This is a genomic window from Mycoplasma sp. Pen4 (genome assembly GCF_014352955.1).
Classification (GTDB): Bacteria; Bacillota_I; Bacilli_A; order Mycoplasmatales; family Metamycoplasmataceae; genus Mycoplasmopsis.
In genome coordinates, this window is record NZ_CP060691.1 from 661,881 (window position 1) to 678,672 (window position 16,792).

13 protein-coding genes and 1 tRNA gene are annotated in these 16,792 nt (G+C 28.4%); 5 read left to right on the forward strand and 9 right to left on the reverse strand.

Annotated elements, in window-relative coordinates; all coding sequences use genetic code 4:
• Window positions 1-151 precede the first annotated feature (151 nt).
• The 7 genes from H9M94_RS02635 to H9M94_RS02665 all read right to left on the reverse strand — a co-directional run bounded on the left by H9M94_RS02635 (window position 152) and on the right by H9M94_RS02665 (window position 10,028).
• Window positions 152-1,336 carry an HAD family acid phosphatase gene (locus H9M94_RS02635; RefSeq protein ID WP_187469404.1) on the reverse strand — a complete coding sequence of 395 codons (1,185 nt, stop codon included), beginning with the start codon at window positions 1,334-1,336 and terminating at the stop codon, window positions 152-154.
• Between the two features lie 144 nt (window positions 1,337-1,480).
• Window positions 1,481-2,761 carry an HAD family acid phosphatase gene (locus tag H9M94_RS02640; protein ID WP_187469405.1) on the reverse strand — a complete coding sequence of 427 codons (1,281 nt, stop codon included), beginning with the start codon at window positions 2,759-2,761 and terminating at the stop codon, window positions 1,481-1,483.
• A 195-nt stretch (window positions 2,762-2,956) separates the two neighbouring features.
• Window positions 2,957-3,937: an aspartate--ammonia ligase gene (gene asnA, locus H9M94_RS02645; protein WP_187469406.1), complete on the reverse strand. Its 981-nt coding sequence runs from the start codon at window positions 3,935-3,937 to the stop codon at window positions 2,957-2,959.
• Window positions 3,938-3,948: 11 nt separating this feature from the next.
• A complete protein-coding gene (locus H9M94_RS02650; RefSeq protein ID WP_187469407.1) occupies window positions 3,949-4,254 on the reverse strand; it encodes a Smr/MutS family protein in 306 nt (101 codons plus the stop codon).
• Window positions 4,242-4,781, reverse strand: a complete 540-nt coding sequence (locus tag H9M94_RS02655; RefSeq protein WP_187469408.1) for a cysteine hydrolase family protein — start codon at window positions 4,779-4,781, stop codon at window positions 4,242-4,244. Before H9M94_RS02655 ends, H9M94_RS02650 begins: the two co-directional genes overlap by 13 nt.
• Window positions 4,774-5,637, reverse strand: a complete 864-nt coding sequence (gene mutM, locus H9M94_RS02660) for a bifunctional DNA-formamidopyrimidine glycosylase/DNA-(apurinic or apyrimidinic site) lyase (protein WP_187469409.1) — start codon at window positions 5,635-5,637, stop codon at window positions 4,774-4,776. Before mutM ends, H9M94_RS02655 begins: the two co-directional genes overlap by 8 nt.
• Window positions 5,638-5,645: 8 nt before the next feature.
• Window positions 5,646-10,028 (reverse strand): AAA domain-containing protein, encoded by a 4,383-nt coding sequence (locus H9M94_RS02665; RefSeq protein WP_187469410.1) that lies wholly within the window; start codon window positions 10,026-10,028, stop codon window positions 5,646-5,648.
• A gap of 70 nt (window positions 10,029-10,098) precedes the next feature.
• Between H9M94_RS02665 and H9M94_RS02670 the strand changes: the two genes are divergently transcribed.
• From H9M94_RS02670 to deoC, 4 genes are all read left to right on the forward strand, one after another.
• Entirely contained in the window at window positions 10,099-10,563 is a 465-nt protein-coding gene (locus H9M94_RS02670) for an L-threonylcarbamoyladenylate synthase (RefSeq protein WP_187469411.1), read from the forward strand.
• Window positions 10,564-10,776: 213 nt separating this feature from the next.
• A complete protein-coding gene (gene deoD / locus H9M94_RS02675) occupies window positions 10,777-11,481 on the forward strand; it encodes a purine-nucleoside phosphorylase (protein WP_187469412.1) in 705 nt (234 codons plus the stop codon).
• Between the two features lie 4 nt (window positions 11,482-11,485).
• Entirely contained in the window at window positions 11,486-12,781 is a 1,296-nt protein-coding gene (locus tag H9M94_RS02680) for a pyrimidine-nucleoside phosphorylase (protein WP_187469413.1), read from the forward strand.
• Between the two features lie 16 nt (window positions 12,782-12,797).
• Window positions 12,798-13,460, forward strand: a complete 663-nt coding sequence (deoC, locus tag H9M94_RS02685) for a deoxyribose-phosphate aldolase (protein ID WP_187469414.1) — start codon at window positions 12,798-12,800, stop codon at window positions 13,458-13,460.
• 158 nt (window positions 13,461-13,618) lie between these two features.
• On the opposite strand, the gene H9M94_RS02690 is transcribed toward deoC, so the two are convergent.
• Both H9M94_RS02690 and ychF read right to left on the reverse strand, forming a co-directional pair.
• Window positions 13,619-13,692 (reverse strand) — tRNA-Trp (locus H9M94_RS02690).
• Window positions 13,693-13,897: 205 nt separating this feature from the next.
• Entirely contained in the window at window positions 13,898-14,998 is a 1,101-nt protein-coding gene (gene ychF, locus H9M94_RS02695; protein ID WP_187469415.1) for a redox-regulated ATPase YchF, read from the reverse strand.
• A gap of 108 nt (window positions 14,999-15,106) precedes the next feature.
• Here ychF and H9M94_RS02700 point away from each other — a divergent pair, with 108 nt between their 5' ends.
• Window positions 15,107-16,738 (forward strand): MAG5620 family putative phospho-sugar mutase, encoded by a 1,632-nt coding sequence (locus tag H9M94_RS02700; protein ID WP_187469416.1) that lies wholly within the window; start codon window positions 15,107-15,109, stop codon window positions 16,736-16,738.
• Window positions 16,739-16,792 lie beyond the last annotated feature (54 nt).

Genomic DNA, 16,792 nt, shown 5'->3' on the forward strand with positions numbered 1-16,792 from the left:
TATTTTACCATATTTATTTTTTATATTAAAGTTTGTGGTTTCATTGATTAAATGATTCAATCTTGTTTTACTAAAACATCTATGTCCTAGTGTTATAAGTTCAGTATCAATATTAATAGAAAAAAATGCCCGTGGGCATTTCTTTTGTTTATTATTCACCGTCTCACATGAATGTTTTAGCGACTTCAACTGCTTTAGGATAATCTAGACTGTGACCACCATAAACGATTGTATTTCATGAACCATGTGTAGCATTTCCTGGGATGAAAATGTATGATTCTGAGTGATCTTCTTGTGTTCATGAAGGTGTTTCTGATGTTTTGTTAAATTTAACACCTTTTACATTTGTGTCCATGTTGAAGAATAATTTACCAAATTCATCTTGTTTTTCAATTGACTTTGTTAAATCTTCTAATTTGATTTTGTATGGACTTTTTGATTTTGTAAAGTCATCATTGAAATCTGAGATATCATCTCCAACTCTCATAACAACTTTGAATTGAATTTGTTTTCCATTAATATTGATTTTATTTTCGTTAATAAAGTTCATTCTTGTTTCTTTAGAATTTCTTTCTCTAGTTGGTGCTAAATATGGTTTTTCAGCAGATAAATCTACACCTCTCATTCATCATGAGAAATCGTTAATATATTTATCTTCTAAACCGATATTTTTAAGGTTTTGAATAGTACCTTCTAATTGCGTTAATTGTGTTCTGTTTGAGTTGAACATTACAACCCCACCTTTATTAAACACGTGTCTAATAAAGTCTAAAGCACCTTGTACTTCAGTTGAGATAGCTTTTGCTGTATATTTTTCAAATATTTTTTGACTATGTGTTTTTTGATTTACAAAAAGGTAGTTTTGGTATTTGAAATTATTAAGAACTGTTTCATCAATATCCATAAATGCAACAGGGATAAATTCGTCACCTTCTGTTTGATCAATTGTTACATTATTGTCATTTACATGCACTTTGTTTGTAACTGCATTAGGTTGTGTAATCATTTTATCGAAAGATATTTTTGCTAATTCATATGCTTGTCTTGTTGCGATGTGTTTATCTGCACTTAAAGAGTTTCAAATATTTGATGATGCAGTTGAGCCATATTTTGATGCTGGAGCACTTTCTGCTGCTCTCTTTTTGATACTTTCAATTGCAATATCTTTTTTGCTACTTTCTTTTTCTAATTCAGTAATTTTATCTTGTAACTCTTTTATTTTTGCTTTATCATCGTCAGATGTTTTTGAGACTTGACATGAAACTGCTGCTGTTAAAGCGAATAATGAGCTACCTGCTAATGCTGCAGGTAATAAGAATTTGTTGATTTTTTTCATTTCTCTCCTTAAATATTCTTGTATTAAATATTATAAAAGAAAGTTTTACGTTGTTGTTATTGTTTCCACATTTTCCACAAAAAACCACTCACAATATGCAAGTGGTTATATTTTTAAATAGAACTTTTATTAGTTTAGTAAAAATTATTGTGCTGGTGTTGCATCAGTAGCAGGTTTTGGAGCTGGACCTTCTCACATTCAAGTTTTCATTTTTTCAATTGCTCCATCGTATGATACGTAAGCATCAAGAACGTTTTTAACTCATGTTCCATAACTTTCGTTTCCTGCAATTAAAATGTATGATTCTGCGTGATCTTCAGCTTCTCATGTTTTGCTTGTTGGGTTGTAGTAAACACCCATTAATGCCGGGTCTAAGTTTCCAAATAATTTACCATAGTTGTTTGAATCTTTGTTTAATTCAGCAATAATATCTTCTGCAGAAATTGCTTTCTTTCTACCTTCTGGTTTGCTTTTTGAGAAGTTGTCATTGAAGTCAGAAATATCGTCTCCAATTCTCATTACAACTTTGAATTGAATTGGTGTGCTATTATTGTTAATATCAATTTTTGTTGTATTAACTCTTTTCATTCTTTCTTCTTTAGAAGATTTTCCATTTGTTGTGTCTCATGGTTTTTCAGCAGATGCATCTACACCTTTCATTCATCATACTCATGATGGCATGTATTTTTCATCATAACCGAATTTTTTAAGATTTTCAATTGTACCTTGTTTTTCAGTAGCTTGTTGACGGTTTGAGTTGAACATTACAACCCCACCTTTCGATCATACGTATTTCATAAAGTCTACTGCGCCGGCAATGATTTTTGATGAAGCAGATTCAACAAATTCTGTTCATTCTTTTGGATCAAATCCTACATTTTTAACAACATTGTAGTTTTGGAAGTTGAAGTTGTTTAATACTGTATCATCAATATCCATGAATACAACAGGAATGAATTTTCCTTCTGTTGGAGCTGTAACAGTAATTGTATCTCCAACTTGTACTTTATCTAATTCAGCATTAGTTTGTGTAATCATTTTGTCAAATGCATCTTTAGCGAATCTGTATGTTTGTAATCCCATAACAGTTTTTTCACTTGAGAATGAGTTCCATAAATCAGAAGTGATTTCTGTTGCGAATCCTCTTTCTGTTGTTAATCTTGCTTTATCAGCTTCAAGTGTAGCTTTTTCAGAAGTTAATGTAGCAACTTGGCCTTCAAGAGTTGTTTTTTCACCACTAAGTGTTGCGATTTTTCCTTCAAGTTCAGCGATTTTTGCGTCTTTTGCACCATCTGTTATTGGAGTAGTTGGTTCAACTTTTTCAGTTTTAGTTGTTTCAGTGTTTCCACAAGCAACCATTGATAATGGCATAATAACTGAAGTTGCACCTGCAACTGGTAAAATGTATTTAATAATTTTTTTCATTTATAGTTCTTCCCTTTAATTTTTGATGTTTGTGGTAACTTTTCCACACCTTTATATTATTCTTATTTTTGAGATTATTTAATATTTTCACAATATTTATGAAAAAAATTCCACAATTGAAACAAAAGAGTATTTTTTGAACTTTTTTATAGGGTAAAAGTTAGGAAAAAACACCTGAATGTTAGGTGTTTGCTATTATAATAATTCAATTCCTTTTTCAAGCATCTCTTCACGGTACTCTTCAGGCCAGTGACTTGCTTGAACTTCGCCAATATGTGCTTTTTCAAGTAGAAACATACTTACGCGACTTTGACCAATTCCCCCACCAATTGTGAGTGGTAATTTGTTTGTAATAATGTTCTTATGATATGGTGATAACTCAATTACTTGATCTTTGGTTAAACCGCTTTGTGAAACAATTGAATTTTGATCAACTCTGATTCCCATTGAAGATAATTCAATTGCATCATCTAAAACTTTTGAGTAAACAATTAAATCACCATTAAGGTTTCAATCATCATAATCAAATGCACGTTGTGAGTGAATTAAACCAGAATCTAATTTATGACCAATTTGGTAAATGAACACTGCACCGTGTTCTTTTGCAATGAGTCTTTCTCTTTCTGAAATTGTTTTATTTGGATATAAGTTTTCTAATTCTTGTGCACTAATAAAGAAAATATCTTCTGGTAATTCATCTTCAAGTTGATAATATGTTTCTTTTAAGATTCTTTTTGTATCTTTCAGAACTTGATAAATTTTTCTAACAGTTTTCTTAAGGTAATCTAAGTTTCTATCTTTTGCTAAAATTACTTGTTCTCAATCTCATTGATCAACATAATATGAGTGAAGTGCATCTAAATTTTCCATTTTACGAATGGCATTCATATCTGTATATAAGCCTTCATAAGGAAGAAAGTTATATTTTTTAAGTGCATCACGTTTTCATTTAGCTAATGAATGAACTACTTCTAATCTTTCTTGATTTTGGTGATCTAAGAATCAAACCGGTTCTTCACCACATAAACCGTCATTTAAACCTGTTTTTTGCGCCACAAATAATGGAGCAGTTGCACGAGTTAAATTAAGGTGTTTTTTAAGTTCTTCTTGGAAAATTAATTTTAAATCTTGAATAGCACTTTGTGTTTGTCTAATGTTTAATTTCGAATGGTACATAATATTCTCTCTTATATTTCTATATCGTTAAATATGTCTTCGATATCTTCATCATCAATTACACCTTCATCTTCGATATAGTAATTATTTTGTGTTTCTTTTAGTGTAACTATATAAGCCCCACCATTGTTGAAGATACTATAATTATAATTATTTTTTTCTAGTAATGATTCAAGTGCGGCTTTTAAGGCACCCGTTCCATTTCCTGTAATAAAGGTAATTGAAGATATTTTATGATTATCTAATTCATATAATTGATTAACTACTTCAATCATTGCTTCTTCGGTTCTTAGACCGTGTAAATCTACTGTTCTCATCTTTGAATTTTAACTCCTGATGATTTCATAATTTCTAATGCACTTAAATGTGCTTTTTTAGCTGGATGTTCTTTAGTATCAAATGTTGCAACGGCATCATCTAATACAATAACTTGTTTATCTGAATTAATTTTATTTAAGAATGTTTTTAATGTTATTGCAAGGTTTAAAATGCATATATCAGTGCAACAACCTACAATAATAAATTCATTGTATTGTTCTCATAGAGATGAAGGTAAATCTCAAAAGGCATTTGTTGTGTTTTTATAGTAAATTTTATGTGCGAATTGTTTAAGTTCATCTACAATTTCAGATTCATCTGTTCCTGCTAGACAATGTTCTGGATAATATTTCATTTCTAAATCATTTTCTGAATGATGATCTGAAACGAATATTGTATCATCGTGATTTTCAATAACGTTTTTAATTGTTGGAATAATTTCACCAATATTTTTAGATGCTAATGGACCGTGTTTTATAAATCCATTTAACATGTCTACTACTATAACTAAGGGTTTATTATTCATTAACTTCCCTTTGACAATTTGGACAATAACTTGTACCACGACCATTTGGTGCATTGTCTAATCTCACTTTAACAATTTCTGCACGTTTACATGTACGACATGTTTTACCTTGACGATTATATACATTTAAGTAATGTTGATATGAACCCACAACACCGTTCACTGAAGTGTAAGTTTGAACGCTACTTCCACCTAGTTCGATGCTCTTGTCCATTATTTTTTGAGCTATGTTCAAGAGTTCTTTGAGTTGCTCTTTAGATATTAAATTACATTTTGTCATTGGATATATTTTAGCTAAATGTAAAGTTTCATCAGCATAAATGTTCCCTATTCCAAGTACTAAAGATTGATCAAGTAATATTTTTTTAATGCTTACTCTTTTCTTTTGTGTTTTGGCATATAAAGCATCAACATCAACTTCACCCGGAAGATGTGCTAGGTTTTTTATAGTATATAAATCTCTAGTGTCGTCTTTTTCAATAATATCAAACGCACCAAACATACGAGCATCATTATAAATCATTACTTTATCATTATTTAAATATCAAAATACATAATCATGTAATAATGGATTTTTTCTACGTTCTTTAACTTGTGCATAGTTATAAATGAAATATTTACCTGACATTCTTAAGTGTGAAATCACTCTAATTTCTGTATCTAAGTAAAAAACTATGTATTTACCAATGTTTTCTATTTTTGTAATTGTTGTATCTTCAAAAATTTCTTTGAAGTGTTCAACTGTTGTATTTTTAATTAATTTGTCTTTTAAAACTTCAACTGTTATCACTTTTGAACCTGGAATAATTTTATTCAATGTGTTAGTAACAGTTGTGACTTCTGGATATTCTGGCATTTTACCCCTTATGCATTCTTAATTGATTTAATTATTTCTATAACATTTTTAATACTTGTTGACATTATTTGCTTATATCCAAGCATTTTTAGTGCTTCACGTGCTAATTCTTCATCATTGTTAAAAAGATTTAGTCTTTGTGATTTAGAACATAAATCAATTCATTCTTTTATGTGTAAATTGTTGTAATCACGTTTAAATCCTAATGGCGATTTTTTAAATGTGATTTTTGAATTTTCTTGATCTTTTTTAATGTAGAAATTATTTTCAAGTTCAAATCTATTTGTTTTTTCAATATTTTCATGAGCAGATGGAAATGGTTTATTTAAGATGAATTCAACTAATTTTTGGAATTCTTTCTTATCAATTACGTTCAATTCATCTGCTAAAATTTCGAATTTTTCATTATATGCTCTATGACTTTTAATTCTTGAAATATCTACAAGAAAGTCAAATTCGTCTTCAAAATTTGTTTCATTATTATTTGATAAATCTTTTTCAATAACCACTGTATTATTTAACATGTTTGATTCAATGTTATTGTTTTTTAAAAAATTCATTAAATTATCAAGAACTATTTGTTTGTTTTTAATTCATTCAGTTGTTCAAATTCTGAATATTTTTCAACCTCTATTTTTAAGTACTTCATTTTTTGAGTAGTCACTATCTCTAAGAATTGGTGATTCAATAAATGTGTTTCCATCTATTTCAATACCGATTGAATCTTGGTTTAAATTTTCACTAATTAAAGCAAGGTTAATTTTTAGGTTAGAATTACCTACATTAGCAATTGGACTGTAGTTTTTGCTTATAAGGTAGTTATAAACTTCTTTTTGAATGTTAGATGTAAATAAATTTACATCATGTAATTTTTGTTTATCCGATTTATTATTTTCAGCTAAGTAAAGAAGATTTTGCATGAAATATAAACCTTTTGAAGAATTTGATTTGATATTAATATCATTATGTTTTAGTGATGAAACTACAAAAAGAGTTTCCTTGGCACGAGACATTGCGACATTAATACGTTTATAACCATTTTTTTGGTTAATTGCTCCAAAGTTCATTGAAACTTTTTTAGTTGTTGGATTTGGACCAAATCCCACTACAAGAATAATGATATCTCTCTCATCACCTTGAACGTTTTCAATGTTTTTGATAAAGAATTTTGTTGGTGAATCATGTGAGACAAATTCTTTCATAGAGTTTTGATTTGCAACAAATTGTCTAAGTTTTGTATCTAAGTAGTTTGCCATTTTGATGTTCATTGTAATAACACCAACTGTTTTTGATGTTCCAAATTTCTTTTGAATTTGTTTTAACTTTTTAAGTACAGTATCAACATCAATGTCATTTTTGCCATCTTCATAATATCCTTTTGAGTAAACTAAATGTAATCCAGAATAATCATCATTAAGTCTAGATTCTGGGAATGAAATTAAGTTATTGTTATAAACATTGATATTAGATGGTTGGATTAAAGACTCGTATTTAGAACGATAGTGTCATTCTAAATTTATATTTTTCATAAATGATGCAGCAGAATTTAAAACTGAATCATAGGCATCGATGTCATAAATTGTTGCTTCTTCTTCGTTTTCATCATCAAAAATTTGTTCTTCAAAGAAGTTTGTAGGTGGCAATTGTTCTGAGTCCCCACAGATGATGTATTGTTTTGCTCTAAGAATTGAAGTTAAAGCATTTTCTGTTTTTATTTGTGAAGCTTCATCAATTATTAAAACATCAAAATCTTGTTCTAAGTCGCTTAAGTAGGTTGAAACTGATAGCGGTGACATCATTCAACATTTTTTAATACCTAAAATAACATTACCTGCTTCAGAAATAATTTGTTTAATTGACTTGTGTTTTCTTGATTTAGCTGCTTCAGCACGAAGAACTAAAATACCATTTTCATCACCTTTAAAATTAGGCAATGATTGAGCACATGCATCAAGTGCATTAGTAATTGAGAGCGTAATTAATTTTCTTAGATCAGTTTGAAAATGTTTATGAATTTCATTAAGACTTGATAAGTCTTGATTCAAGTTGTTTTCTTTTAGAATGTTAGTAATTTGTCAATTTAAATAACTTGATTTAAACGTATTGACAAACTTATCTTTATAACCTTTTGTCTCTAAGGCATTGATGAATTCGGTTAATTGATATTCACTTAATTTATTGTACGTAATTGTTTTGTTTAATAAGACAAAGCCATTTTTCTCATTTGCAATTAAATCATCAATGAATGCTAAAACTTCATAATAATTTTTGTGAGCAAAATCATAGTTGAAATTATTTTTTAAGAACTCTAAATTTTCATTAATTAAATTTAATAAATTTATCGATTCATGAAGTGAATTATTTGAAATTGGAGCTGTATCTTTTGTATAGTTAATTGCATAAATAAATTCACTATTATTAAATTTTTCACTTAAATGTTTAAGGTTTGAAACTAAGTTTGAAATTATTGTAATTTTATCTAGATCAAAACTAAATGTCAATTTGTCTAAAATAGGTTGACAATTTTCGAAATATGAATTTACTTTTTTAAGTTTTTTAAGTGTCTTTTTAACTTTTTTGTAACTATCCAATTTGAAGTACTGACTAATTTCAAAACCTTTAAGTGACTTAAGTTGATGCTTAAATTTCTTATTGAACAATCTTTTGAATTTACCTGGTGCATTTTTAATAAAGTTACTTAAAGTCTTAATATTGCTTTGATTTTGATGATATGTAACATCATTATTTTTGTAGATTGATTTAATCTTGTTGTAATTTTTTTCAACTTGTTTTAAGTATGAGAGTTCATTTATAAAACTAAATTCGTTTTTCTTTAATCATTCAGTCTCATTAAGTAAAATTAATACATTTTCGACTTTTGTAATTTCACTGAATAAGTCGTTGTTTTTATCGAGTATTAAATCATTATTACCTAATAAATAATTCATTTGTGCAATTGCTGTTTTTAACTGTGATATAGATGTAAAAACATCAGAGAATTGTTTATCAGAAGAGTAATTATACTTGTGTCAATTATTCTCTTGAATTTTATTTGGATAATTTTTAAGGTTTTGATATTTCTTGATTAAGTCAGTGATTTCAATGAATTCTGTATTGTTATAAACACGCTTAAAGTGGAAGTTATTAAAACCTTGATTAAAATCTGTGATTTCAAGATACATATTTACAAGATCAAATAAAGTAATGCTTTGGTCATTATTATTAACTAATATGTTTTTGTATTTTTCAATTTTGTCTGTGTAATTTTTAATACTTTGACTAATTTGAGTTTTTTCAACTTCATTGATAAAACGAAGGTTTTTCGCTATCTCATAGTCATGTAAGATATTTGAAGAAAAGTTTGAATAATTAATTTCGGTAGAATGTAATCTTAAAAGAAATTTATCTAGTTCTTTTGATTTTAAAGTGTTGTAAACTACATCAACAGCTGCATTTTTTTCTGCAACAAATAAAACCTTTTTACCACTAGATATAAGCTCAGAAATAATGTTTGAAATGGTTTGAGATTTACCGGTTCCAGGAGGACCTTGCAATACAAAACTATTACCTTTAATTGCTGCTTGAATCGCTTTTTCTTGTGTACTATCTGATTCTAAACAATGGAAATAATTAAAATAATCAATGTTATTAATTTCATCATTTGTAGGTAAATCAAAGTCAAAGTTATTGATTTGTTTACCAATAATTTGTGAGTAAAATGGCGATTTAGTTAACTTGTTTTTATTTTTAATTAAATCATTGTACATTGAGATTCTTGAAAAAGTGAATATTCCTAAATATCAGTTGTTTTTGATATTTAACTCAAGTTTGGTTTTATTAATTTTTGTTAAATGTTTAAGTAAAACATCAAGTGCTATTTTTAGATTATCTAAGTTTTTTACATCATTTAATAATTCAGTTGCATATGAAGTTGCATCAATATTTCATTCATTTTTTAATTTATAAAATAGTGATTGATTGATTTCAATATTATTAAAATCAACATGCAATAAGGTGTGGTCGTATCTATCATCTTCAAAATGTACTGGTAATAAGAAAATAGGTGAATTAATTTCATTATTTTCACGGTCTTTTCATTCTAAAATTCCAAATGAAATATTTAAAATGTTTACACCAGTATCTTCAAGTGAAAGACGATTGCTTTTTGAAAATTTATCAATTAATTTTGCAAAATCCTTTTGTGGAATTTTTGATGTGAAAATTGTATTGTGATCTATTTTGTTTTTTGCTTTATATTCTTTTAAATCATAAGAGAATGATTCGTCTTTTGTGACTATGTCATAGATATTTAAGTATTTTTCGCTTTTTAAGTTAATTAGGTTATTTTTTAAACTTGTATCAAGTAGTTTATTAAGTATTTTTTCAAACATATTTCTCCTTCTATATTATTTTATAGTTTTTCATTGATTAATTTCAAAATTAATGGAGTAAAATTCAAACATGAAAAAGTATGATGATATTTTCATTTGCACAACCGATACTGTTCCAGGTATCGGTGGCCCTGTAAATAATGAAACTTTAGAATTAATTTATACATTAAAAAAACGTCCATTAAATAAGAAAGTTATTATCCTAGTTGGTTCAATTGAGCAAGCTCAAAAATTTGCTCAATGAACTAATGAAGCTACCGAATTAGCAAAACAAAAATGACCCGGAGCTGCGTCAATTATTGTTAATGACCAAGGCTTTAGAATGCCTAATAATCAACTTCTAATAGACTACTTATTAAAAAATGGACCAATATATATGTCATCTGCAAACATCTCAGGAGAAAGTGTTATTGATATTAAAAATGCTCATTTAGTCTTTCCTGAAGTTACAAAAATTTATGATTTCGGTCCTGGATCAGGACAACCAAGCACAATTTATAACCTAGATACTAATGAAATAATTACTAGAAAATAGTCTTTTTCAGTTTTAAATCACAAAAAAGCATTATTTTTCTAAATATTCAGACCAAGTTGGCTACTTGGTCTGATTTTATTTTTATTATTAATAATAAAAGGTAGTTTTTAATATATTAAGTAGTAAAATATAATTGACTATTCTAAAAGTCCAATTGTCATATATTTGTGATAATTCAAATAAACTAAAATTTAATTTTAAAAAGGAGAAATTATGACACCACACATTAGTGCAAAACAAGGCGAAATTGCTAAAACAGTTATTATGCCTGGTGACCCATTAAGAGCGAAATTTATCGCTGAAACATACTTAGACCCAGGATTCAAACTTGTTAATACAGTTAGAAACATGTTTATGTTTACAGGAACATACAAAGGAAAACCAGTTACAATCGCAGGAAGCGGTATGGGATGTCCATCAATCGGAATTTACTCATACGAATTATTCAAATTCTACGATGTAGATAGAATTATCCGTATCGGATCAGCAGGATCATACTTAAAAGATCTTGGATTATATGAAGTTGTATTAGCTTCAGAAGCTATTGCTGACGGAGATGCATTCAGAAGATTAGCATTAGGTAAAGAAGGAAACATTGCTTTACCATCAGCAAAATTAAACGAAGAAATTAAAGCTATTGCAGCAGAAAACGGAACACCATTAACAGTTGGTAGAGTTCACTCATCAGACGTATTCTACTCAGCAGTTCCTCGTGATGAAAGAATTGCTTCAACAGAAGCTCTTTGTGTTGAAATGGAATCATACGCATTATTTACAAATGCTGAAGCAACAGGTAAAGAAGCTGCTTGTTTATTAACAATTAGTGATAACTTAATTACAGAAGAATTAACTACAGCAGAAGAACGTCAATTCGCATTCACAAAAATGATGGAGATTGCTCTTAAATTAGCTAGATAATATTATGCGTGTAGTAGATATTATTGAGAAAAAACGTTTAAATAAAGAATTAACAAATGAAGAAATTAAATTCTTAATTAATTCATACGTTAAAAACGAAACACCAGATTATCAAATGAGTGCGTTTTTAATGGCTGTTATGTTTAATGGAATGAACTCTAGAGAAATTGCAACAATGACAAAATACATGATGCACTCTGGAGAAGTTATGGATCTTTCTGCTATTCCAGGTATCAAAGTTGACAAACACTCAACAGGTGGAATTGGGGATAAAACTACATTAGCAGTAGCACCAATCGTTGCTGCATGTGGGGCTCCAGTTGCTAAAATGAGTGGTCGTGGACTTGGACACACAGGTGGAACAATTGATAAACTTGAATCAATCCCAGGTTTCACAGTGGAATTAACAGAAGAACAATTCATTGACCAAGTTACAAAACACAACATTGCAGTTATTGGACAAAGTGCACAACTTGTGCCAGCTGATAAAAAACTTTATGCTTTAAGAGACGTTACAAGCACTGTTGAATCAATTCCTCTTATTGCATCATCAATTATGTCTAAGAAATTAGCAACAGGTTCAAATGCTATTTTATTAGATGTTAAATGTGGTAATGGTGCTTTCATGAAAAACATTGATAGCGCTAGAGACCTTGCTCGTACAATGATTAGCATTGGAAAAGAATTAAATGTTGATGTTAGAGCAGAAATTACAAATATGTCAAGACCAATTGGTCGTGAAATTGGAAATAAAAATGAAGTTCTTGAAGCTATGTGAACATTACAAGGCAAAGGACCTCAAGATTTCAATGAATTAGTATATTCATCATGTGCAACAATTTTAGAACAAGCTCAAATTGCACAAAACCATGAAGAAGCTTTAGCTATGGTTGATGAAGCTGTTAAATCAGGACGTGCTTTAAATAAATTCTTCGAATTTGTTAAAGTTCAACACGGAGATGTTGAAGCACTTAAATCACCTTCATTCTGAAATCCAAAATATAAATTAGAAGTTATTGCTGAAGAAGAAGGGTTCTTAGAAATCTTTGGCGCATTAACATTCGGTATTGTTTCAATGAAACTTGGAGCAGGTAGAAAAACAAAAGAAGATTCAATTGATTTTGAAGCAGGTATTACACTTAACAAAAAAACAAATGAATCAGTTGTTAAAGGTGATGTATTATTCACATTATACTCATCAAACCCAATTGATCCTGAACTTGTAGACGAGTTAAAACAAGGATACAAATTCAACCCACAACCAGTCGAAAACCAAATTATTTTAGATAAATTAAAATAAAATAAGGAGTTATTAAATGAACTACAACAAAATGATTGACCACACATATTTAAAACCAGAAGCAACAAAAAAAGACATTGATAAATTAATCGATGAAGCTATTAAATATGATTTCAAAACAGTTTGTGTAAACTCATCATGAGTTAAATATGCAGCAGAAAAATTACAAGGAACAGGAATTGGTGTTACATCAGTTGTTGGTTTCCCTCTTGGTGCAATGATCACACAAGCAAAAGCACACGAAACAAAATTAGCTATTGAACACGGTGCTGAAGAAATCGATATGGTTATTAACATTGGTCGTTTTAAACAAGGTGACTACGAATATGTTCTTAACGACATTAAAAAAGTTAAAGAAGCATGTGGATCACACGTATTAAAAGTAATTATCGAAACAGCTTTATTATCAAAAGATGAAATTGAAGAGGCAACAAGAATCGTTATGAAATCTGGCGCTGAATTCATTAAAACATCAACAGGTTTCAGCTTTAGAGGTGCTAACTTAGATGATGTTAAAACAATGAAAGCAATCTGTGGTGATACATTATTAATCAAAGCAGCTGGTGGAATTTCTAACATGGATGATTTAATTAATATGTACAATGCAGGAGCAACACGTTTCGGAACATCACGTTCAGTTGCTATCGTTGAAGGTAAAGAATCAAAAGGTGGATACTAATTCTTTAAATAATTAAAATGCCTTCGGGCATTTTTCTTATAACCTTTTTACTGCAAAAATTGCAAAATAAAAAAGATAACACACTCAAACTGTTGTGTTACCTATCAAGCATTTTTATCTTGTTTTATTTATTTGTATTCGTATTTTTTATTAGCGGTTGGCGGGGGTTAAAGGAATCGAACCCTTATTCTCAGTTTTGGAGACTGCTGCATTGCCATTATACTAAACCCCCGGCTCCAACCTTTATTATTATACAACAATAGCGAATTTTTATGTGAATTTATAGGGTTATTTTATGGAAACTTTCCACATTGAAATAAATACCCTATTTTTTGCAAAAATGCTCTAAAAAATAAGGTTTTTAGGATTTTTTATTACAAAAAACTCTCATTATTAAAATGAAAGTTTGAATTTAATTATTTCTCAGAAAAAATTTTTTATTTTCCAAATTTAAAATGACAAATATCTCCATCTTTCATGATGTAGTTTTTACCTTCTGAACGAAGTTTACCTGCATTTTTAGCACCTTGCTCACCACCGAATTCGATAAAGTCATCATATGAAATTACATCTGCTTTAATAAATTTCTTTTCAAAATCAGTATGAATTACACCAGCACATCTTGGCGCAGCTCAACCTTTGTGGTAAACTCAAGCTCTTGCTTCAATTTTACCTGCTGTAAAGTATGTTTCAAGGTTAAGTAAGTCAAATGCTTCACGTGTTAAAACATCAAGACCGCTAACTTCAATACCATACATATTTAATAATTCCATTTTTTCTGCTTCATCTTCAACTGCTACAAGTTCAGATTCAAGTTGCACACAAATTGGAATGATTTTTTCATTATCTTTAAGTGAATCTTTAAGTGCTTTGAAATTTTTATCATTTTGATAATCTGCAAATTGTTCATTACTTAAATTTGCTACATAAATAATTGGTTTAAAAGTTAATAGATGGCAACCCTTAATGAATTTTTGTTCTTTCTCATCTAATTCAACATCTCTAACTGGTTGATTTGCTTCTAATGCTTTTTGAACTTTTTGTGCAGCATTATACTCAATAATTCCATCTTTATCACCACTTTTAGCTTTTTTAGCAACACGATTAATAACGTTAGTAATTGTTTCTAAATCTGCAAGCATTAATTCGTAGTTAATAACATCTTTATCTCTAACTGGATCTACGGAATTAGCTACGTGCATGATGTTTTTATCTTCAAAACAACGCACAACATGGATAATTGCATCAACTTCACGAATATTTGCAAGGAACTTATTACCAAGTCCTTCACCTTTTGAAGCACCTTGCACAAGTCCGGCAATATCAACGAAATCAAATGTTGCTCAAACAATTTTATCTGGGTTGATAATTTTAGCAATTTCAACTAAACGTTTATCAATTAATGGTACTGATGAAATATTTGGTTCAATTGTTGTGAAAGCATAGTTACTTGCTTCTACTTGTTTTTTAGTGATAGCACTAAATAATGTACTTTTACCAACATTAGGTAATCCTACTATTCCTGCTTTTAATGACATATAAACTCCTTAAGGTATTTATTTATTAATAAATAAATGACTATATGAATTTTACCAAAACAATAGTTTAAATTTGTTAAAATATTTACAAGATTGAGGAGCATAGAAATGGAATTAAAAAATCATAAATTAAGTGGTTGATATAACCTATATTCAAGTGAAAAAATAGTAAATATCGACTTCGATGATTTCATTAGAAATATTGACAACGAATTTCCGGGTGGAAGTTTTTATAATTTACCTCAAACAGATTATAAATCACTAATTTTTAAGTCTCAAAATAGCTATGGTTATGAGAATTTAAACATTTACACACTACTTTCAATAATTAATATTTTAATGAAGCAAGAAAAACGTGGATTATTTGGTACTAGACGTAAAAAGATTCTTTTTGTTGTTTCAGATCAAAGTATTTTCGATGAAAGAACTAAAAATGCAGTAATCAGATTTCTAAACTTAAAACATCATGTTTATAGTTTTACTAATAAGTGTGTAAATGAATTTATCATTGATTCAACTATTGATAGTATGCATTTAGATTATGGGTTTTATTTAAGTTATGATCAAGTAAATGGAACTTATCATTTAAAGATATATCGTGACAAAAACATCATTGAGCAAGATGAATTAGAAAAAATCAAACATGAATTATTAAAACATCAAAAGAATTTTATGCTCTCACTAAAAAATGATTTTATTTCGCTAAATGTGGATAAAGTTATTGACGTAGCTTTAACTAAGTCTTTAAAGCGCTTTGAAAATAAAACTTATCAATTCAAAAACGAAAACAACTTTAATGTTTATACAATGATTGATGATAATTTAACAGAATACATTTTGAATCGTTTTTTTACAAGAAGTAATATTAAATATTTAAAACTAAGTCCTTTATTGAATAAAGATTTACTTGGTAATTCAAAACTTGCTTTCTTAAAGTGGTTAAGACGCACAAACTATAAAGCAGATATCATTTTAATTATTGATAAAATAAACAACATTAAACTTATTGTAAGAACTAAAAAGACTTATTTAACACTTAATGAAGATCAAATAGCTTACTTGTACATTAATAGTGAATATTTACATTGAAAACAAAGTGGTCAATTAGAAAATACTAACTTCATTATTCCGGTTGATGCAAGTGAGATAGTGATTAATTTACTTAAGATTTTTAAAATCGATTATTCCTATGAGAATGATCCAAAAGACATAAATAATGTTATTTTCAGTTACAACAGAAGCAGTTTTTCAAACTCTACAGATCATAAGTTAAACTATGAGAATTTCAACTTCTTATTTAACTTGCTTTTTGCTTTAAGAAACTATAAAGACAATAATAACTTATTTACCTACAAGATATCTAAAATGGAAGAAACTATTAAAAATTTATATACAGAAATCAGTTATATAAACCGTGATTTAGACCTAACTCAAGAATGATTAAAAACACTATATGGTAGAGACAAATATTCAAGAAAACTTTTAATCAGTAGCATTGAAGATATTAATTTTGATAATGGGAAAATGTTATATTTAGCAAAATTCAAAATTAAGTCTAAATTTGCTGAGACAACCATTTTTGTTTCATATAACAAAATGACTAAGAATATTGAATTTAAATATGAAAGTCGTATAAAACAAAAAACAGGACTTTGATTAATTCAATACTTCTATTTCCTAACTCTAAAAAACAAAATTGAACGTATTTATAAGCGTGAATTAGCTAGATTAAAGAAGTAACAAAAACAAGATAACTAAAAAAAACAATGGAGTATAATTTACAATATAAATTAT